Raw genomic sequence first — 19,186 nt, forward strand, 5'->3', positions numbered from 1 at the left:
CACGCCTGGTGCGTGCGGTGCGTGCGGCCCAGCCCCTGGATTGCCCGGTCCGCGCGCCATCCGGGCTCGAGCAGGAAATGAACCCGGCGCTGCTGGTTCTTGGCATCAAGGCTGGCGTGATAGCTGCGCCCCGTGCCGCCCGCATCGGAGAACACGAGAATACGCTTGGCTCCCGTCATGAACGCGGTGGTCTCGGCAAGGTTGGTCCGGGGTGAACGGCTTTCGAGGCGCTGCTGGCCCGAACCGTCCCGGACCAGGCGTTTGCTGCGCCCGGTGACCTCGGCGACGGCCGTAACCCCGTAATGCTCGAGTAGCGCATCGAGCGCGGTCGGGATCGGGGGCATGGCGCAGATGTGCTCGATCAGGTCTGCGCGCGCGGCCTCGGCCTGTGGGTTGTGGACCGGATTGCCTGCCTCGTCCCACATCGGCCGCGAGCGCACGTCGCCGAGCTCGTCCGTGTATTCCTCCATTTGCCGGGTCGGGAAGGCCCGGGTGAGGTAGTCGACGACGTATTCCTTGCAGTCTGCCAGAATTTCGAGCTCCTCGCGTTCTTCGGGTTCGAGCTCATTGAGACGTCGGTTGAGGATCGATTCCGCGGTGCTCACCAATTGAACGACCACGCTGTCGCCCGCGCCCAAATGCTCGTCGATCGCGGGGTAGATCGATGGCAGCTTCAGCGCGAGCAGCACCTGTCCGAAGAAGCGTTGCTTGGTCCCCTCGAAGCGGCTGCGGGCCGCCGCCTTGGCGCCGCTGTTGAGCGTCCTTTTCTCAAGCCCATCGACGATCCCGGTGAGTTCGAGCGCGGCTTCGAGGTTCTGGTGGATGATCGTCCAGGCCTCGCAGTAGGTGTCGTAGACCGCGATCTGCTCAGGGGTCAGGTCGTGGCGCAAGATGTCGTATTCGATGCCAGCAAAGCTGAGCGCGCGAGCGAGGTAGAGCCCAGAGGCCTTGAGGTCGCGGGCAACCAGTTCCATTGCGGCAATGCCGCCATCGCGAATTTCGCTGATGAACTGCTCGCGATTTGCGAACGCCGTGCCCGGCCCCCACAGTCCAAGCCGGACCGCATAGGCGAGGTTGTTGACGTCCGAAGCACCGGTTGCCGAGGCGTAGAGCACGCGGGCGCGCGGCAACGTGTTCTGGAGCAGAACCCCGGCGATACCCTGGAGTGAGCCCTGCTTTTGACCCAAGGCCCCTTCCCCGCCCGCGACGCCGCCCATTTCGTGGGCCTCGTCGAAGACGATCACGCCTTCGAAGTCTTCGCCGGCCCAACGGACAATCTGGTCGAGCCTGGTGTCCTCGACGCGTGAACTGCGCAGCGTGCCGTAGGGAACGAACAGGATGCCCTCGGGCGCTGCGATCTCCTCGCCGATCTTCCAGCGAGCCAGATCGAGAATTTCGGACGGCAACCCGCCGATCGCGGTCCAGTCGCGCTGCGCGTCCTCGAGCAGCGGCGCATTCTTCGAAATCCAGATGTGGCGGCGATTGCCCTTGAGCCACTGGTCGAGAATGCAGGCCGCCGCCTGCCTCCCCTTCCCTGCCCCGGTGCCGTCGCCGAGGAAGAACCCTGTGCGGTAAAGTTTGCCGTCCGAGTCCTCCTTGAGCGCAACCTCGCCGGAAGGATGGGTAAAGCGACCGTGCAAGTCGCGGCTCCAGGCCTCGCCTGCATAGATCACGGTTTCGAGCTGGGCGGCCGAGAGCAACCGCGCTGCCACAGTGCGTTCGGGCAGAGCGGGCACGTAGCTGGGCTTCGGCGCGGCGATCGAGGCCATGGCGGCGGATTCGACGAGGTGGGTCGGGTGTTCGCCAGCTTCCGCGATGACCACGCGTGACGGCCGGTAATCGGCATAGACCCCGCGCTGCTCGCCCATCGCGGCAGGTTCGGCCAGCACTTTGTAGGCGACGGGGCGGACGTTGTTGGTCTGGGGAGCTCGCACGATCACGGGCCGGGCTGGACAGGTCTTCACCGAGCGGAACAGGCTGAGCTTTGGTCGGGGCGCAGCCGCCCGCGTCGGGTCACGCAACGGCGTCCGGGGCGGCACCGGCGGCAACGCGGCGAAGAGTTCGCCGACCGAACCGCGGTTGATCGTGGATACGCCGATGTCGCCTGGCACCTTGTCGATTACCAGCATACGAACGGCGATACCGGTGCCGTGCTTGGCATAGCCGCCCTTGTCCAGACGAAGCGACAGGACGACCCGCGCGCCTTCAAGGGTGCGCCGGAAGGCTTCTTCGTACTTTGCCGAAGGCGAGAACCAGTCCGGCATGATCGCAACGATCCGGCCTCCCGGCAGCAAATGATCGAGTGCGGACCGCAAGTGCCTGGCGGCGGTGTTCTGATCTTCCCCGCGCGATTGCGACACCGAGAACGGCGGGTTCATCAGAACAACGCTTGGCCGCGCGGTTCCGGAGAGCAGAGCGCTGAGTTTCGCACCGTCGTGGTGGTAGACCTTCGTGCCGGGAAACACGGCCTCGAGCAGGTCGGCGCGCGTTGGCTCGAGTTCGTTGAGGATCAGATCCTTGACCGCGCCCTTGGCAAGCGAAGCGATGATCCCGGTGCCTGCGCTCGGCTCGAGTAACACGTCATCGCTCGAAAGCCGCGCCAGATGAATGGCGAGACGGGCCAGCGCCGGCGGCGTCGAGAACTGCTGGAACTGGATCTGGTCCTCGCTGCGTACCGTGTGGGTTGGCAGTTCTTTCGCCAGCGCCTCCAGCGTGGCGATCGCCGCGCCGACGTCCATGCGGCCTACCAGCTCGGGAATGGCCAGGGAGAGCGCGACTTCCAGCGCTTCGAAACTGTCGCGCTGCTGCCACGCACCTGCGGCGTCATTGCCGCCTGCACTCTCCGTCATGGCTTCGCTCAAAGCAGCTCGGTCGATCGGAACAGCGAGGAGTAGCTTGGCGGCAAGTGTGCGCGCAGCGCCGAGAATGGCGCTGGCGCGCGGAATCGTTGTGGTCATGCGGAGAACTCCTGAGCTCGTGCCGATCAGCGGCACGCCCCCTCCAGCCCCCCTCCCCTCACCGCTTCAGAAGCTGCGCCCAGTCGTTCATGCGGCCCGGTGGCCATTCGGTCTCGATTGCAAGGCCGGGGCGTCGATAGGCTTCGGCTGCGCGATCGCGCGCCCGCCTGCCCTCGGCGTCGTTGTCGGCCAGCAGGATCAAGGTTTCGACTGAGGCGGGGATGTTGACCTGGTGGAAGCGTTTGGCACCCATGGTCGCCCAGGCCTGGATACCCGTGAGCGACGTATAGGCAGCCGCAGTCTCGAACCCCTCGCAGATGCCGATGGTCTTGGCTGGCGAGCCGTTGGTCCATGCAGCGCCGATAGCCTGGCCGAGGACGCGCTTCTCGGTGTAGGTCGATGTCGACGGATCGAGGAAGATCCGCTGGATCGCGGCGATCGCGCCCGCCTTGCGCATCGCAACGAGGAGTGCCGGCTCGAAGCTCGCAAGCTTCCCCTGCCCTCGTGGACACCGGGGATGAAAGCGCAGGTCATCGACCGGTGCCCAGATGTTGCGAACTTCGCGGACATAGTGCTCGGCCAAGGTTCCCTCGATCTCGCGCGCCGCCTGCCAGATGGCGAGATAAGCCCCATGGCTAGTGTGCCGGTTTGGAGAGATGCTTGGAGGTGTGAAGCTCGGCAGATCCATGATGCGCCGAAGGGCTTTGAGGACATCGCGACTGTCGCACCCAGCATGGCAGGTGACGAGGATACTGCGGTCACCCTGACGGATCGCGAGGGATGGGGTCCGGTCAGCATGCGCGGGGCAGCAACACATGGCAACATTGCCGGACCATCTACCGTTCAGTCGGGCTACCAGGTCGCGGAGAGCGGGTGATGGTCTGTTTTGAACTATGGACATGCAAGCCCAACCAGACCACCCTCCTCTCTCTTGTCATTGAATCCTATTGATCAAAACGCCCAAGCGCAGCTTGGGAGGTTTCTTAGATTCAGGATTCTATGATTCGGGGGTCTTTAGGCACCGAAAAACAGAGACTTAATTGCCTTCTATGTGAGCCGAAGGGGGCTTTAATATGAGCCTGCGGGGGCGTCTGCATGAGGCCGCGGGGGCGTCATTATGAGGTCTCGGGTGATTGCATGAGGAATCGGGGGACTTGGTGTTCTCACAACAAGACCGGGTCAGAAGGCTCTGATTCCAGTGACTGAATCGCCAATTTGGTTCGTGGTGGGTCTAAACCAGGCGTCTAAATGAGCAATGGGGGGAGTCCGCGCCTCTGCGGATCGGGTTTACCTGAGGAATCGGGGGTTCGTGTGTTGCCGGGACAGCCAATCCGAGATCAATTATGTGAGTAATCGGGGTTCTCGCGAAATTGCGCCCAAAACCAATAACATGGCGCGGCGTATATGTGAGTCGGAGGGGGCAATGTGACAGCTGCCTTTTCCGCCGCGACGAACACCCTGTAACCCTGCCCCATGACTATATGAGTGATCGGGGGAATTCCGGGCAAGGACGGAATCCTGCGGCCTTCCAGAGAGTTTTATGTGAGCCTTTGGGGGCTATCCCGATGTTGCCCCTTTTTTGCGTGGACAGGCCTTTATGTGAGTGATCGGGGGCTTGTCTATGTGAGTTCACGGGGGTGTGTTCTCATTATGACAAGGTGATGTTATGCAACTCACATGGAGCTCGATTCGAATCCCAGTGAAATCGAGGTTACTCCAGGTTTGGAGGGCCTGAGCCGCACCTTGCGTGTGGCCGAAGTGATTCGCCGCAAGGACCTGGACTTCGTAAGCAAGCCTGGCGAACTCGTCGAATCTGAATTCGAAACTGGCTCCTTAAGTGCGGCCGCGAGAAAAGCCTTTGCTCTGATGTTGCGCAAGGCCGGGCCGGATGCGGGCGAGACCAAGACCTTTACGATCACCAAGAAGGAACTGCGCGGGTCACATAAGGGGAACGAACGAATTCAGCCGGTCATGGATGAACTGCTTCGCGTGATTGTCCGCATCAGGACCACGTCGAAGAAAGGCAAGCCGGCGGTCATGTCGCAGTCGTTGCTTGCGAGCTGCGTCGAGGAAATCTCAGAAGACGGGATGAGCGTCGTCGAGTTCGAGTTTTCAGACAATTTCAAGCGTGTGATCCAGCGTTCGGACTATTATGCGCGGGTCAATCTCGGGGTTATGTTGGCGCTGCAATCGCGTTACTCCCTCACCCTTTATGACCTCGGCTGCCTGATCATCAACCGTCAGAACCGGGTTGTGAAAATGACGGTCGAGGAGCTTCGCCGTAAGCTTGGCGTTCCAGAGGGGAGCTTCAAGAACTTCGCGGAATTCCGCCGAGACGTGCTCGCAAAGTCGAAGGCCGAAATCGATCAGCTAGCCGACTTCATTGTGGAGTGGGAGGAAGTTCGGGGGGCTGGACGCGGCCGTCCGGTTGTTGCGGTCAAGCTGACCTTCTCGCCGAAGGAGCCGGGCGAGCAGGAGGCAACAGCCAAGGAATTGGATCGTCCAAAGGTGGGACGCAAAGCCCGCCGCGATGGGACCGCAGAGCAGATCGTTGCCATGCCCGCGCCGAGGATCACGACCCGCAAGCTTTTCCCGACCGATTCCCTGCATTTCTGCGGTGATCAGACCATTCTGACCATCGTGAGTGACTTTGGTGGTGGCTGGGACAAGGATCTCGTTGCGGAGGCCTATCGCAAGCAGATGGGCCCCAAGCTCGAGACCTTGAGCGGACAGGCGCTATACAAGTCCTGGGAAGGCTTCTGCAAAGGCTTCGTCAAGGCCCGCGGACGGGCCTGACCCCCCAATCACTCACATTAACCTGACCGGTTGAGGGTTAGGCCCCCTCCCCTGCCCCTTCCGCCAGATCGAGGAGCGCCACGATTCCGTCGGGCAGGCTCAGATTGCGTTCGTCGCACCATTGGACGAGGCGGTCGCGTTCGGGTGGCGAGAGCCGCATGCTGATGTGGAGTGTGCGCGTGGGGCCACGCTGCGGCTTCCGCTTGGGGACCATCGCTGTGTCGACGGCGACTTGCGGGAAATAATTGCCTGGCAGGGCTGCTGGAGCTGGATCGCGCGCAATCGGTGCTGCCGGTGCAGGCTTCGCCACTGTAGTGGCTGCGACAAGGTTCTTAAGGCGGTCTGCCGGACTTGCAGGCGGCGCAGGCTGCTCGAGGCGCTGGCGCGTTGAACTGATGATATCGCCCATCGCGCTGCTGGCGGGGTTCTGATCAGGCATTTACGGCCTCCTTGTTCTGGATTTCGTCGAGAATGTTGGCGAGCACGCTTTGGGCGATGTGTCGCGCCTTCTCGGTCTTCGCGAGTTTGTTTGCCTCGACTTCGGCGAGCGTCATGCGGAAATTGGACATGGCGCGGAACGCGTCGAGATTGTGCATTTGCTCGGTAAATGTGGGCAAAGCCTTGGAAATCTGACTATCGATTTCCCATTCAGCCTTAGACCGCGCGACCTGGCCAGTTTGCGTGATCAGCACCCGATAAGGTACGCCGCGGCACATTTTTTCGAGCATGTCGCTGGTTTCGACGGTGCGCTCCAGATCCAGGCGCGAGGACCGCGTCGGAATGACAACAAAATCGGAATCCATGGCGGCATAGGCCGTCTTGAAGTTGGAGGTTCCTTCGGAGTCCACGATGACGAGTTGCGCCAGTTCCCGTGCTTTTGTGATCGCGGCGCCGATGTCCGCATCGCGCAACTGTGAGGCATCCTCGACCTGAATTTTGGAGTCCCCTCCCCTCCCCGCAGCCAGTCGATCGCGATGCCAGTTCAGCAGGCTGTTTTGCCGGTCTGCATCCAGCATGTAGACCGAACCGCCCAAGGCCTCGAATTCCGATGCCAGCGCAAGCGCGAGGGTCGTCTTGCCTGCTCCGCCTTTGCTTTGGGCGATTGTGATAACGGGCACGGTCATTCTCCTGTGTGGCGTCAGCGCGGCACATCGCGCGGCACAATCTGAAAGTGCAATCACGAGCGCGGCACCATCTGCGAGTGCTGGCCCTAGCGCGTATGGCAGCGCGGTGCAAGGCGTAAGCGCGGTACAAGTTGGCAGCGCCAGCGAAGGCGCTGGCGGATGGTGCCGCGCCGCACATAGCGCGGCACATAAGCGCACCACGATATGCGGTACAAAGAGCTGCACAGTATGAGGCACAAAACGCGGCACAATGTGCCGCGCTGAATAAACTGTTGGACTTCGGCCAAAAAAAGGGGAGGGTGGGGCCCCAAAGTGGGTGCCGCGTTCTGCAGACTCCAGAACCTGAATCAACCACAGGCGGATAAAATCACCTTGTCAGCGGGCCGCAGCCGTACAAGATTCGCGCTTTCTAACGCGACCACGGCCAGGGAAGCAGTCCGAGGCGTAACTTCAAGTGCGCGAGCGAGCTCGGCACGGGTGAGGGGCCCCAGTGCCGAGATGAGCTGCCACACATGCGGGGCATGAGAAGAGGCATAAAGGCCGCGCAACTTAAGATCGCGACGATGAAGCGCCTGACGCATCGCCGAAAGATCCGACGACACCGCAGCCGCGGCGCTACCAATAGCAGTGGAAAGCAGAGAGGGCAGGGGGCTCTCGAGAATCTCCTTAAACAGGCCACGCGGCGCGAGCCCGGCAAGCGCAAGGGGGGCTGCGCCGAGACCGAAGAGCTGCGGGCGCAGCGCGGCGGCAAGTGAAGCGGCCCAAGCTGCGCCACGCGGGGCAAAGCGGCTGAACACGTGCCCCTCAAATTCAACGAACTCGCTGCCGCCTTCAAGGAACGGGGTTTCGTCCTCGCGCAGCTGATGGATCCATTCGGCGAGCGCGGCGAGCGGATCGGCAGCCGGGAGCAAGGCATCAAGCCGCTCGAGTGCGCGATCGGCGGGATCGAAGCTGCTGGTGAAGCTTTCGCTGACGCCCTTGGCCTTGAGCGCGATCCGCGCGGCGCAGGCGAGGGGAGGGGGGCCGCGCCGACTAATCCAAGACAGCATGTCGCGCCGTTCCTCGCCATACCAGCTGCGCATAAGCTCCGCGGATTCTAACCCTGGGTCATGCTCTATCCCAATGTTCTCAAACGTAAAATCGCGGACATGCACGCGCCACAGGCGGCGCAGCGTGGCGAGCGCGAGACTTGCGGCAAGGTCGTCGTCGAGGAAGGGCAGGGCGCCTTCGATCCGCGCGAGCGCGATGGGCCAAGGGGCAGGGGAGGGGGCCATCGACCGGAAAATATACTATCGGCCAGAAAAGTATACGTCGCTTGTATGGCACCATCACTATCCGATAATGGCTCTTCACGGACAGTGAAAAAGGAGGTAAATAAGGCTCGGTTGGGCGCGGCGAAGGGCGAGAAAATGGGGGATGGCAGCGAGGATGCCGCCGTTGGCGAGACCCGGGTCGCAGTAAACCCTGTCGCAGCGGCATCCTCTGCCGTGATCTCAGACCCAGGGAGGATATTGGGCGACGAGATCGCAGCAGCGCGGGTTTACCGCGCCCAGGCCAAAGCCGCCAACACCATCCGCGCTTACTCCAGCGACTGGGCCCAGTTCGAAGGCTGGTGCGATGAACGCGGGCTCGATCCGCTCCCGGCGCGGTCTGAGGCGGTAGCGACATACCTCGCCTCGCTCGCGATGGCGGGCAAGGCGGACAGCACCATCGGCCGCCATCTCGCGGCGATCGGGTGGAAGCATCGTCAGGACGGCCTGTTGGTGCCAACAGCCCGCGATGAGAAAATGGCCATTGCCGACACACTCGCTGGTATCCGCCGGGAGCAACGCGCGCGGCCCAGCGCCCGCAAGGCGGCGATTACCGCCAGCGAGTTGGCGGCGATGATAACCGCCGCCGATGGGCAAGGCACCCGCACGATCCGCGACCGGGCGATCCTGGCTATGGGCCTCGGCGCAGCACTCCGCCGCTCGGAACTTGTCGCGCTCGAAAGGCGCGATGTGGAACTGGTGGACAAGGGCCTGAAGCTGACGGTGCGGCATTCGAAGACCGACCAGGAGGGTGAGGGGCAGGTGATCGCGGTCCCCTCCGGCAAGACACTCAAACCCGTTGAGCGGCTCAAGGCCTGGCTGGCGGTCCGTGGCGGCGGCGCGGGGCCGTTGTTCTACCAGATCGACCCGCAGGGCAGGCTGACTGACAAGCCGATGTCGGACCGCTCGATCGCGCGGTTGATCCAGAAATACGCGGGGCGGGTCGGACTCGATCCCGAAACGGTGGCGGGCCATTCCTTGCGGGCCGGGTTCCTCACCGAGGCCTCGCGCACTGGGGCGACCATTGCCAAGATGCAGGAGGTGTCGCGGCACAAGAAGGTGGAGGTCTTGCTCGGTTATGTCCGGTCCGCTGAACTGTTTGACGACCATGCGGGGAGTGAATTCTTGTAAAGAGTTAGCGAGCCTAGCGGCTAATCAATGTCATCCAACTGGTCCCCTTAGCCTATTCTCGCATGAGCATATCATGGGGAAATCGATCTTCTTCGCATGCTCACCGCAAACCAATTTGTAGTTGCCGGGGTTGATCAAATTGAGCCGGTGTAAATTCCGTTCTCCAACCTCACATCTCTGGCTCGGCTCGGGCGGAATGCGGCCACGACAACAACCTTGTTAGCTACTCCTCACAAAGTGTCAGCGTTGCGATTTTGGCGCGAGGTGCCTCTAATCCACCGCGATCCCCTAGTGCCTCAGTAGCCAACCCTTATCGCCCCCAGACGGGTTTGCTCCTAATATGCCTTATAATGCAGTTTCAATTGGCTGGATATGCTTGAACCAGCCGAACAATAAAACTGTTAAATGGAGGGGATTTGCCGATGCCAATCAACCTAGATGTAGGGCGGGGATCTCTCCGAGCCAAGTTTGCGTGCGGCTCGGCGCTTGCAGCCCTGATGTCCCTTCTTCAACCGTCCACTGCTTATGGGCAGGATTCGGAAGGGAAGAATGCAGAGGTTGAAGGCGTCTCCACCACCCCCGGAGAAATCATCGTTACCGCGCAGCGCCGCAGCGAAAAGGCGCAGAACGTGGGGATTGCGATCGCCGCGTTTAGCGGTGACACGTTGAAGGAACGCGGTGTCGCCACCAGTTCAGACATCGCAGCTTTGACTCCCGGGGTAAATCTCTCGGGCACCTACGGTGGGCAAAGTGTCCAGTTCTCAATTCGCGGCGTGACGCAGAGCGATTTTAACGACGCCATCGAAGGGCCTGTCGCGGTTTACGTTGATGACATTTATATCGCCTCGCAGCAGGGGCAGTCGATGGCGTTGTTTGATCTGGCGCGCGTCGAAGCGTTGAAAGGGCCGCAGGGCACGTTGTTCGGTCGCAACGCGACGGGTGGACTTGTGCACATGGTGGTCCAGACGCCGAAACTCGCTGTCATGGAAGGCCACCTGGATGCGTCCTACGGACGGTTCGACACGACCTCGGTTGATGGCGCCATCAACATTCCCCTCGGGAATTCGGTTGCGTTGCGGGCCTCAGGAGCGTGGAATTACAACGGAGCGATGTGGCGGAACGTTTTTCCGGCCGGAAACAATCCGGCGGCAATTCAGTCATTTATCCCCAGAACGTCTCCTCAGGGCCAAGATCTGGGTCGCAAGGACTCTCTCTCGGGCCGCCTTCAGCTTCTTGCGGAGGTCGCGCCCGATTGGCGCATTCGCCTATCGGTCAGCGGGACGCGTCAGCGCTTCTCCGAATCCCCTTGGGCTTCTTCAGTTGCAACTCCAGTGGTCGATGCTTTCGGGAACGTGGTCAACACTGTGCGTACCGGGCCGAATGACACCCGCAGCGTGATCGGGGCTGACGGTAACAATTACTTCAACCCGGCAATCTTTGCTTTCCAGGCGTTTCAGCAAGGCAATGGGCCGATCTTCGCGCCGACAGGTGCAAGCATGACGCGCTTCCCCGGTGCGACTTGGTTCGGCTACACGCCAGTGGACATCAACAAGCGGCAGCTATCGAAAGACTACGCATTGTCAAACCTCAACCGGTTCGACGCCTACAGTTTCTCAGGACATCTCGATGGGAAGGTTGGTAATTCTGACCTCACGCTAATTTCCGGTTATAACCGCTACAAGAAAACCTTCCTGCTCGATGCCGACTCCTCGCCGGGCAACGTTTTCACGTTCGGCAACAAGGCCGATATCCAGACATTCTCCACGGAGTTGCGGCTTTCTCACAATGCTCCAGGTCTGAACTGGCAGGCGGGTCTGTACTACTTGCACGACAATGCGTTCAATGCGCAGGGCATCCTAGGCCCGACTGGGTCGTACTTCGCGCTCGTTTTTGAGCTTCCCCCCGCCGCGGGGGGCTTTGGAATCCCGGGCGCGCTGGCGAATGGGATTGACCCCTTGGCCGTCTTCAGACTGAAGACGAACAGCTATTCGGCCTTCGGCCAGATCAACTGGGAGTTCGCTCCCAAGTTCACAGTTGTTCTGGGAGGGCGTTGTCCCCCGTCAGCGCCAATGGCACAGATTTGAGGTTGTGATTTAAGGAGGGTTTGGGCTTCGTCGCAGTGACGAAGGAACGAAGATGAAGCCCAAACCCTCCAATGCAAAATCGCCGGCGAAGCCCTCTGCGGATCGGGTGGTGAAGGACATCCGGCGGCAGACCCGCCGGCATTTCTCAGCCGAGGACAAGATCCGCATCGTACTCGACGGCCTGCGCGGCGAGGACAGCATCGCCGAGCTGTGCCGCAAGGAAGGCATTGCCTAGAGCCTGTATTACACCTGGTCGAAGGAATTCATGGAAGCAGGAAAGCGCCGCCTGGCCGGCGACACTGCCCGTGCCGCGACAACGGGCGAGGTGCAGGACCTGCGCCGCGAAGCCCGTGCCCTGAAGGAATGCGTTGCCGACCTGACGCTGGAGAACCGTCTACTGAAAAAAAGCATGATCGCGGATGGGGGCGACGACGCATGAGGTATCCGGCATCTGAGAAACTCGAGATCATCAGGCTCGTCGAACAGTCGCACCTGCCCGCGAAGCGCACGCTGGACCAACTCGGTATCGCCCGCCGGACGTTCTACCGCTGGTATGATCGCTTCCTCGAAGGTGGGCCCGAGGCGCTGGAAGATCGACCTTCGGCGCCAAGGCGGGTGTGGAACCGGATCGGCGATGACATCCAGGCCCAGATTATCGAGATGGCATTGGAAGCTGACACAACCGATCTCAGCCCGCGCGAACTGGCGGTGCGGTTCACCGACGAGAAGCGCTACTTCGTATCGGAAGCCACGGTTTACCGTCTACTCAAGGCCCATGACCTGATCACCAGCCCGGCCTACGTCGTGATCAAAGCCGCCGATCAGTTCCACACCAAGACCACCCGGCCGAACGAGATGTGGCAGACCGACTTCACCTACTGCAAGATCATCGGGTGGGGCTGGCTGTATCTGTCGACCGTGCTCGACGACTTCTCGTGCTACATCATCGCCTGGAAGCTGTGCACCAACATGCGGGCCGAGGATGTCACCGATACGCTGGACCTCGCCCTAGCGGCTTCCGGCTGCGACAACGCCACGGTCCTGCACAAGCCCAGACTGCTCAGCGATAATGGCCCCAGCTACATCGCCAGCGAACTCGCGGAATACATCGATGCCCAGCAGATGAGCCATGTGCGCGGCTCCCCGTGTCATCCGCAGACCCAGGGCAAGATCGAGCGCTGGCACCAGACCCTGAAGAAGCGCATCCTGCTGGAGAACTACTTCCTGCCCGGCGACCTCGAGGTCCAGATCGAGGCCTTCGTCGAGCACTACAACCACCAGCGTTACCACGAGAGCCTGAACAACGTGACGCCCGCCGACGCCTACTTCGGCAGGGCGGCAGCCATCATCCAGCAGCGCGAAAGGATCAAGCGACAGACCATCGAACATCGGCGCTTGCAGCACCGCAAGCTCGCCGCCTAACATCAATCCCCAGACGAGGCCCGCAATCCGCTAATCTACGCCGCGATCTGCGCCAAATGTTCTGACGACGGACAGTTCACTGACCAGGAGATCGTTGAGCGCTTCGTTCTTCAGTTGATCAACGTCGGCGCCCAGATCCTTGAGGAGGGTATTGCCTACCGCGCCGCCGACATCGATGTGGTCTGGGTGCATGGGTTCGGTTTCCCGCGCCACCTGGGTGGACCGATGTTCTATGCCGACACTCTCGGACTTCCGCACGTGCTGGCCCGCATCGAATATTGGCACGCCCGCCTTGGCCATTACTGGCAACCGGCACCGCTGCTCCGGGAGCTGGCAGGTGAGGGCGGCAGCTTTGCAGCATTTGACGCTGCACGGGCTGGATGAATGGCGCCCGCCCTGGGTGTTCGGCTATCCTCAGTCAATCATGATTTGAGAAAGTGGGGCCGCGGTGACGGGATAGCCGAGGCCTTCGGGTATATGCAGCATGTCTTGCGCACCAGTCTGGACAATCCAAGGCGACACGGTTTGCGCCGGGGTACTCCGGGCATGCATCGCAACTTCCTCGAAGCTCGTATGCTGTGCGAGACGCTCAAGGTTGCGACGGGTAGGATAGATCGCCTTGATTTCTCCGGTGTCGATCAGGTCAAGCGCTTCTCGGGCGCTGGTCCAGAACAGCCGGGTACTTTCGCCAAGGTCGGGAGTGAGGTCAACATTTCCGCTGCCGATGTTGGCAAGGTAGAAACGGGTGTCAAAGACCCTGCCTGGTTTGAACGTCGGAACCCAATGCGCGAACGGGACGAGGGCTTCGAGGTCGAGTGTCCAGCCGAAACGGTCGAGCACGGGCGCGAGATCTTCCTTTACCGTGAGCATGGTGCGTGCCGTGTGCGCCTGTTTAGCGTTCGCCCGTTCGGCAATTCCAATCACAAGGCCGGTCTCTTCGATCAGTTCACGGATTGCGGCGATGCGTGCGGGACCATGGATGCAACTGGGCTGTGCCGCGCATTTAGCGATCTTGCGGTCGCTTTCGTGAATTTTGCCGCCGGGGAAAACCACGGCCGATCCGGCAAAGGCCAACTCCTTGGCGCGCTGGATCATCAGGATTTCGGGAGGCCCAGATTGGCCGTTCCGAAAAACGATGACAGTGGCGGCCTCCACGATAATTTGCTCTTTGGTCTTTCCGTTTTGATCTGCCATTTGCGCTTACTCCGAAGTCTGCTGCCGTTGGGGGCTCAGCGACCGATTATGAAAGAGAAGTTCGATGTTTACTAATACGAGGACATGGATCGTCGAATGGGGTGATTGCGACCCTGCTGGAATTGTGTTCTATCCTCGTTTCTTCGCGGCCTTCGACACCTCGACTTCGCGCTTGATCGAAGCTGCGACAGGAATGAAGAAGGCGGCGCTGATCAGTGAACATGGCATCATCGGCTGGCCGATGGTCGATACCGGTGCAAAGTTCGCTTCGCCCGCCAGCTTTGGTGATGAGGTCCAGATCGAGACTTCAATCAGCCGCGTCGGACGGTCGAGCTTCGGGGTCGAACACCGCCTGATGAAGGATGGCCAGGTTTGTATTGAAGCGACCGAAGTCCGCGTATGGGCCGCACCCAGACGAGATGGCAACCCGGGGATCGAGAGCATTGCGATCCCCGAGGACATTGCGTCAAAGCTGCGCGGCGGCTGAGCCAGCATCAGCATCTGGGTGCGATGGGGGTAGTAAATCGATCTGGAGCGCCCATTGCGAACTTGCGCAGGTAAGACGAGCGGATCAGCGGTCCTGGGAAGAGTGCTCCGGCTGATGCCAAGCTATCCACCTTTGCGAAGGTCTCTGCGTCAATGGGAGTGGCAACGTCTTTCAATATCTGGGTGAGTTGATCGGCGGTCCGCGAGCCGACGATAGGAATGCGTTGGGTGCCCGATTGCATTAACCATCGCAGGGCGAGCCGCCTGGGTGTTTCGCCGCTCGCATCAGCAATCTCGATAATGGCGTTGCGGACTTCGCGCAGCGGGGGCGGAATGCGGTCGCCCGGTTGGCGCTGAGGGGTAGCCCCACCGGCCAAGGCGCCGGCCGCCAACGGGCCCCAGCAGAACACAGCGAGGTTCAGGGCGTCGGCCATTGGAAGGAGGTCGCGCTCAACGCCGCGGACCGCCGCATTGTATTCGAGCTGGACACCTATCACCGGCGCTCGACGTTGCTGTTCGGCCAAGGTCGCGGCCCGGGAGATCAGCCAGGCAGGCGTGTCAGAGATTCCAAAATAGAGAATCTTCCCGGAGCTTACGAGATCGTCGACCCCGCGCAGGATCTCTTCCATGGGCGTTGTGCCGTCCCAGAAGTGAAGCCAGAGCAAGTCGATGCGGTCAGTCTGCAATCGGCGCAAACTTCCCTCGACCGACTGCATCATGGTTCTGCGGCTGTTTCCACCGGCAAGGGGATGAGCCGAGGATGCGGCTGTGAATTTGGTAGAGAGGATCAATTCATCACGGCAGGTTCGGGCAAAGGAGCCGACGATCTCTTCGCTCGTGCCATCCCCGTAATTCGGAGCGGTGTCGATCGTGGTCCCGCCCGCTTCGACGAAGCATTGCATGATCGCTTCCGCTTCGCTCGCGGTGCAGCCCCATGCGCGGGAGTCTCCAAATGTCATCGTTCCGAGGGCAATCTCGCTGCTTCGCAGCCCGCTCGGGCCGACCAGGACTTGCCTGAGCATGCTTTCTAATCCTCCCCAGTATCTCAAATGGTGGCAGCGACCTGCAATTTGATTCAGATCAACCGAACCTCGTGAATTGCATGATAGTGCATTTTGAACATGCTGCATAGAGCATGTTGAGCCGGATGGAGGATGATTGTGGCTGAGCCAGAAACCCTGATTGAAGACGATGCATCCGTAAAAGCCGATGCCTTTGTCGAAGTGAACTATGATGACCTCATTCCAAACAATGTGGATCTGTCGTCCGACCGCCAGCTGCTACGCGCATTGGAGACTTGGCAGCCGGAATACATCTCGTGGTGGAAGGACATGGGGCCGGATGGCTTCCAGGCAACGGACGTTTATCTGCGCACCGCCGTCGGCGTCGATCCGGCGGGCTGGGCAAAGTTCGGTCACGTCAAGATGCCCGACTACCGCTGGGGGATCCTTCTGGCGCCGGAAGTCGAAGGTCGTACCATTCCATTCGGCAAGCACAAGGGCGAGCCAGTTTGGAAGGAAGTGCCCGCCGAATACCGCTCGCTCCTTCGCCGGCTGATCGTCGTCCAAGCCGATACCGAACCAGCCTCGGTAGAGCAGCAACGTCACCTTGGACGCACGGCACCTTCGCTCTACGACATGCGCAACCTGTTCCAGGTGAATGTCGAGGAGGGCCGACACCTGTGGGCGATGGTCTATCTGCTTGTGAAGCACTTCGGCCGTGACGGCCGCGAGGAAGCGCAAGCTTTGCTCGAGAGACGCAGCGGGCATCAGGACAACCCGCGCATCCTCGGCGCCTTCAATGAGGCGACGCCGGACTGGCTGTCGTTCTTCATGTTTACCTATTTCACTGACCGCGATGGCAAGATGCAGCTCGCCAGCCTTGCTGAGAGCGGCTTCGATCCGCTGTCTCGCTCGTGCCGGTTCATGCTGACTGAGGAAGCCCATCACATGTTCGTGGGCGAGACGGGCGTCGGGCGCACGATTGAGGCGACATGCACTGCGATGAAGAATGCGGGTATCTCCGATCCGTATGATGTCGAGGCTATTCGCGCTCTGGGTGTGATCGACCTGCCGCTGATCCAGCGTAAAGCCAACTTCCATATGTCGGTAACCCGAGACCTGTTCGGCAGCGAGATTTCCGGCAACGCCGCTGCCGCCTTCTCCGCTGGCCTCAAGGGTCGCTTCGGCGAAGCCCGGCTCGATGGAGACGATCATGTCCTGGAAGATGCAACCTACGCGGTCACCCGGGTAATCGACGGCAAGTTCGTTGACGAGGACGTTCCGGCCTTGCGGGCGATCAATGCGCGGCTGCTCGATGATTACATCGCCGATTGCCAGACGGGCATCGAACGCTGGAACCGAGCGATCGCCAAGGCAGGAATCGACTTCCAGCTGACGCAACCGCACAAGGGCTTCAACCGCCGGATTGGCGAATTTGCAGGCCAATTCATCACGCCCGCGGGTGATATCGTCAGTGAGCAGGCCTGGAATGCAAGCAAGAACGAGTTCCTGCCGACAGACGACGACCTCCAGTTCATCAACTCGTTGATGCAGCCGCGCCATGGCCCGGGTGAATATGCGAGCTGGATTGCCCCGCCGCGCATCGGCATCAACAATCAACCGATTGACTACGAATACGTCAAGATCGCCTGACAGGAAGGGCAGGCATGAAAAGAGCCGGAACCTCGCGATGGGTTCCGGCCCTTTTTGGTGTCCGAAGATGCGTTAACGCGGCTTTAGCGGGGTGTGTCAGTGAGCTTCAGGCCCAGAGCTACCATGCGCTCTGCCAGCTCGCTGGCCCTTTCCGACCAGCCCGCGAGGTCCTCGACGTTGAGGATGTCGATCGCTCCTGCCTCGGATATGAAGCGCGCGCCCGAGAAGCTCTTGATGCATAGCTTGCCTGAGGACCGGCGTGAGAGCACGCCACTGGCGACAAGGTTGCGCCGTTCCAGAACTGCCGCCACATCTGCCATCGCCGCGCGGAGCAGGTCGGGCTCTTTGTGCCAATTGGTCAGCCGTTCCTCGATGACCTGCCGCTTTTCTGCAAACGGCATTGCCTTGAGGGTATAGGAGAGGAATTTCTGCTTCTCCTGCGCGCAGAACCAGCGTGCCATGAACTGGCTGACACGGTAGTCGAGGAGCGAGCAGCGGGCGATAAAGCCGCCTATCGCTGCGTGGGCACCAAGCATCTGAGCATCGGCTTCGTGAATATCCATATCGCTTTCTCCTCAGCCGATTTGCGTCGCCCAGCCGGCAGCCCATTCGCCCGCGACATCTTCGGCAAGTGTGCCGCTTGATGCATCGTGGCGTTCAATTTCAACAATACGGCGGGCACCACAAGCGGTGAGCGCTGCATCCCAACGATCACCTGCGGCGCAAAACGTATCGGCGTAAGTTCGATCACCAAGCGAGAAGATCGCGTAATTCTTGCCGGAGAGATCGTATCCGGCTTCGACCGCAGCGAACAGAGCCTGGCCGTTGTCGGGGATCTCGCCATGCCCGTAGGTTGAGGTGACGACTACGATCAGGTCGAAGGGTTCGAAGGCAGAGGCGTCAAGGCCGTCCATCAATTGGCGTTCGCAGTCGAACCCTGCACCTGAGAGCGCAATCTCGACTTCTTCACCGCACATGTCGGCAAGGCCAGTCATCGTAGCGACAAAAATGCCGGTGCGCGTGTTTCCGCTCGACATAGGGCTCCTCATCCGGAAATATGATTCGTATGATACTTCAATATGCAATATAGTGCAGACATGCAAGCCACCCAATTCGATCAAGATTCAGAAGGCACTGCCGCCAGCCTTGAGATTGCCAGCCGTATCCGGTCCGCACGCGCACGTGCGGGCTTTACGCGAAAGCAATTGGCGGCGGCATCGGGCGCCTCGGAGCGTTATCTGGCGAGACTTGAAGCCGGAACCGGAAATCCGTCCATAGAAATGCTGATGGCGGTGGCCGACGCTCTCGGTCTCGCCGTTGCTGATCTTATTCCCCTCGGGGGTGAGCGAGATCGCGAGATGGCACATGTCGCCCAGCTGCTGAGGCGAATGCCCCCTGAACGCATTCGCGCTACGCTCGATTGGCTCGGCGAAAGCCCGGTGGGATTGGGCGGCAAGGGCAGGCGGGTTGCCCTTATCGGGTTGAGGGGCGCGGGCAAGTCTTCCTTGGGGCAAGCGCTGGCTGAGCGTATAAACGCGCCATTCTTCGAGGTATCAAAGGAGATCGAGCGCCGCTATGGCGGCACGATCGGTTTGCTGCTCGAAATCAACGGGCCCTCGGCATTGGGTCGCTACGAGGCGGAGGTTCTGGAGGAGATTTGCCAGAACAATGGATCGGCCGTTATTGCCGCGCCTGGGGCAATTGTTGCCGATGGAAAGCTATACGAGCAACTGCGCCGGTCAGCCTGGACTGTCTGGCTTCAGGCGTCTCCTGAAGACCACATGCAGCGGGTTGTCGCACAAGGCGATTTGCGACCGATGAGCGGCAACCGCGCTGCCATGGCCGATCTCAAGAGCATTCTTTCCGCGCGAGAGGCCGACTATGCCCGGGCGGACGCCCGCCTCGACACCTCGTCGCAGGATTTTGCCCAAACCCTTGATTTGCTGGAAGGGATAGTCGCCTCATTGCCGAGATGAATTATAGTGCTTGTTTGACCTCGATCAATGTCCTATTGTGCCGATCGTAATC

The 19,186-nt window shown here is 60.8% G+C and carries 15 protein-coding genes and 1 pseudogene; 8 read left to right on the forward strand and 8 right to left on the reverse strand.

Annotation, left to right across the window (positions count from 1 at the left end; translation table 11 throughout):
* Both H926_RS27735 and H926_RS34135 read right to left on the reverse strand, forming a co-directional pair.
* A partial coding sequence (locus tag H926_RS27735) for a strawberry notch-like NTP hydrolase domain-containing protein (RefSeq protein WP_237741049.1) occupies positions 1-2,957 on the reverse strand: 2,957 nt, incomplete at its 3' end.
* Positions 2,958-3,015: 58 nt separating this feature from the next.
* Complete coding sequence (locus H926_RS34135) at positions 3,016-3,645, reverse strand: toprim domain-containing protein (RefSeq protein ID WP_237741050.1); 630 nt, start codon at positions 3,643-3,645, stop codon at positions 3,016-3,018.
* Positions 3,646-4,634: 989 nt separating this feature from the next.
* On the opposite strand from H926_RS34135, the gene H926_RS0114515 reads away from it, so the two are divergent.
* Positions 4,635-5,753, forward strand: a complete 1,119-nt coding sequence (locus tag H926_RS0114515; RefSeq protein ID WP_022676961.1) for a replication initiation protein — start codon at positions 4,635-4,637, stop codon at positions 5,751-5,753.
* 431 nt (positions 5,754-6,184) lie between these two features.
* Here the strand turns inward: H926_RS0114515 and H926_RS0114525 are convergent, their stop codons facing one another.
* Together H926_RS0114525 and H926_RS0114530 are read right to left on the reverse strand one after the other, a co-directional pair.
* Positions 6,185-6,877, reverse strand: coding sequence for a ParA family protein (locus H926_RS0114525; RefSeq protein ID WP_022676963.1), 693 nt, complete (start codon positions 6,875-6,877; stop codon positions 6,185-6,187).
* A gap of 347 nt (positions 6,878-7,224) precedes the next feature.
* A complete protein-coding gene (locus tag H926_RS0114530; RefSeq protein ID WP_022676964.1) occupies positions 7,225-8,151 on the reverse strand; it encodes a helix-turn-helix transcriptional regulator in 927 nt (308 codons plus the stop codon).
* 237 nt (positions 8,152-8,388) lie between these two features.
* Here H926_RS0114530 and H926_RS0114535 point away from each other — a divergent pair, with 237 nt between their 5' ends.
* The 4 genes and pseudogenes from H926_RS0114535 to H926_RS31825 all read left to right on the forward strand — a co-directional run bounded on the left by H926_RS0114535 (position 8,389) and on the right by H926_RS31825 (position 13,208).
* On the forward strand, positions 8,389-9,318 hold the full coding sequence (locus H926_RS0114535; protein WP_237741051.1) for a site-specific integrase: 930 nt from the start codon (positions 8,389-8,391) through the stop codon (positions 9,316-9,318).
* Between the two features lie 497 nt (positions 9,319-9,815).
* Complete coding sequence (locus H926_RS0114540) at positions 9,816-11,402, forward strand: TonB-dependent receptor plug domain-containing protein (RefSeq protein WP_022676966.1); 1,587 nt, start codon at positions 9,816-9,818, stop codon at positions 11,400-11,402.
* Between the two features lie 52 nt (positions 11,403-11,454).
* A pseudogene (locus H926_RS0114550) lies at positions 11,455-12,824 on the forward strand (IS3 family transposase).
* A gap of 90 nt (positions 12,825-12,914) precedes the next feature.
* Positions 12,915-13,208, forward strand: coding sequence for a 3-hydroxyacyl-CoA dehydrogenase family protein (locus H926_RS31825; protein ID WP_256380249.1), 294 nt, complete (start codon positions 12,915-12,917; stop codon positions 13,206-13,208).
* Between the two features lie 30 nt (positions 13,209-13,238).
* Here H926_RS31825 and H926_RS27745 read toward each other — a convergent pair whose 3' ends face one another.
* Complete coding sequence (locus H926_RS27745; RefSeq protein ID WP_022676969.1) at positions 13,239-14,018, reverse strand: NUDIX hydrolase; 780 nt, start codon at positions 14,016-14,018, stop codon at positions 13,239-13,241.
* 64 nt (positions 14,019-14,082) lie between these two features.
* On the opposite strand from H926_RS27745, the gene H926_RS0114565 reads away from it, so the two are divergent.
* The gene (locus H926_RS0114565; protein ID WP_022676970.1) at positions 14,083-14,505 is read left to right on the forward strand and encodes a thioesterase family protein; all 423 of its coding nucleotides are present in this window, start codon (positions 14,083-14,085) and stop codon (positions 14,503-14,505) included.
* 7 nt (positions 14,506-14,512) lie between these two features.
* Here the strand turns inward: H926_RS0114565 and H926_RS0114570 are convergent, their stop codons facing one another.
* Complete coding sequence (locus H926_RS0114570) at positions 14,513-15,526, reverse strand: aldo/keto reductase (protein ID WP_022676971.1); 1,014 nt, start codon at positions 15,524-15,526, stop codon at positions 14,513-14,515.
* A 138-nt stretch (positions 15,527-15,664) separates the two neighbouring features.
* Here H926_RS0114570 and boxB point away from each other — a divergent pair, with 138 nt between their 5' ends.
* Entirely contained in the window at positions 15,665-17,158 is a 1,494-nt protein-coding gene (gene boxB, locus H926_RS0114575; RefSeq protein ID WP_202804727.1) for a benzoyl-CoA 2,3-epoxidase subunit BoxB, read from the forward strand.
* Between the two features lie 83 nt (positions 17,159-17,241).
* Here the strand turns inward: boxB and H926_RS0114580 are convergent, their stop codons facing one another.
* Positions 17,242-17,721: a hypothetical protein gene (locus tag H926_RS0114580; protein ID WP_022676973.1), complete on the reverse strand. Its 480-nt coding sequence runs from the start codon at positions 17,719-17,721 to the stop codon at positions 17,242-17,244.
* Positions 17,722-17,733: 12 nt separating this feature from the next.
* A complete protein-coding gene (locus H926_RS27750) occupies positions 17,734-18,195 on the reverse strand; it encodes a flavodoxin domain-containing protein (RefSeq protein WP_022676974.1) in 462 nt (153 codons plus the stop codon).
* 60 nt (positions 18,196-18,255) lie between these two features.
* On the opposite strand from H926_RS27750, the gene H926_RS0114590 reads away from it, so the two are divergent.
* The gene (locus H926_RS0114590; RefSeq protein ID WP_022676975.1) at positions 18,256-19,134 is read left to right on the forward strand and encodes a shikimate kinase; all 879 of its coding nucleotides are present in this window, start codon (positions 18,256-18,258) and stop codon (positions 19,132-19,134) included.
* The last annotated feature ends 52 nt before the right edge of the window (positions 19,135-19,186 follow it).

The sequence above is a fragment of the Novosphingobium sp. B-7 genome, from assembly GCF_000410615.1.
Classification (GTDB): Bacteria; Pseudomonadota; Alphaproteobacteria; order Sphingomonadales; family Sphingomonadaceae; genus Novosphingobium; species Novosphingobium capsulatum.

Excerpts from the sequence above, each read along its gene's own strand:
- H926_RS0114530 (WP_022676964.1), bottom strand. The coding sequence starts at position 8,151 with ATGGCCCCCTCCCCTGCCCCTTGGCCCATCGCGCTCGCGCGGATCGAA.
- H926_RS0114570 (WP_022676971.1), bottom strand. The coding sequence starts at position 15,526 with ATGCTCAGGCAAGTCCTGGTCGGCCCGAGCGGGCTGCGAAGCAGCGAG.
- H926_RS27745 (WP_022676969.1), bottom strand. The coding sequence starts at position 14,018 with ATGGCAGATCAAAACGGAAAGACCAAAGAGCAAATTATCGTGGAGGCC.
- H926_RS0114515 (WP_022676961.1), top strand. The coding sequence starts at position 4,635 with ATGGAGCTCGATTCGAATCCCAGTGAAATCGAGGTTACTCCAGGTTTG.
- H926_RS0114525 (WP_022676963.1), bottom strand. The coding sequence starts at position 6,877 with ATGACCGTGCCCGTTATCACAATCGCCCAAAGCAAAGGCGGAGCAGGC.
- H926_RS0114590 (WP_022676975.1), top strand. The coding sequence starts at position 18,256 with ATGCAAGCCACCCAATTCGATCAAGATTCAGAAGGCACTGCCGCCAGC.
- H926_RS27750 (WP_022676974.1), bottom strand. The coding sequence starts at position 18,195 with ATGTCGAGCGGAAACACGCGCACCGGCATTTTTGTCGCTACGATGACT.
- H926_RS34135 (WP_237741050.1), bottom strand. The coding sequence starts at position 3,645 with ATGGATCTGCCGAGCTTCACACCTCCAAGCATCTCTCCAAACCGGCAC.
- H926_RS0114580 (WP_022676973.1), bottom strand. The coding sequence starts at position 17,721 with ATGGATATTCACGAAGCCGATGCTCAGATGCTTGGTGCCCACGCAGCG.
- H926_RS0114565 (WP_022676970.1), top strand. The coding sequence starts at position 14,083 with ATGTTTACTAATACGAGGACATGGATCGTCGAATGGGGTGATTGCGAC.
- H926_RS0114540 (WP_022676966.1), top strand. The coding sequence starts at position 9,816 with ATGTCCCTTCTTCAACCGTCCACTGCTTATGGGCAGGATTCGGAAGGG.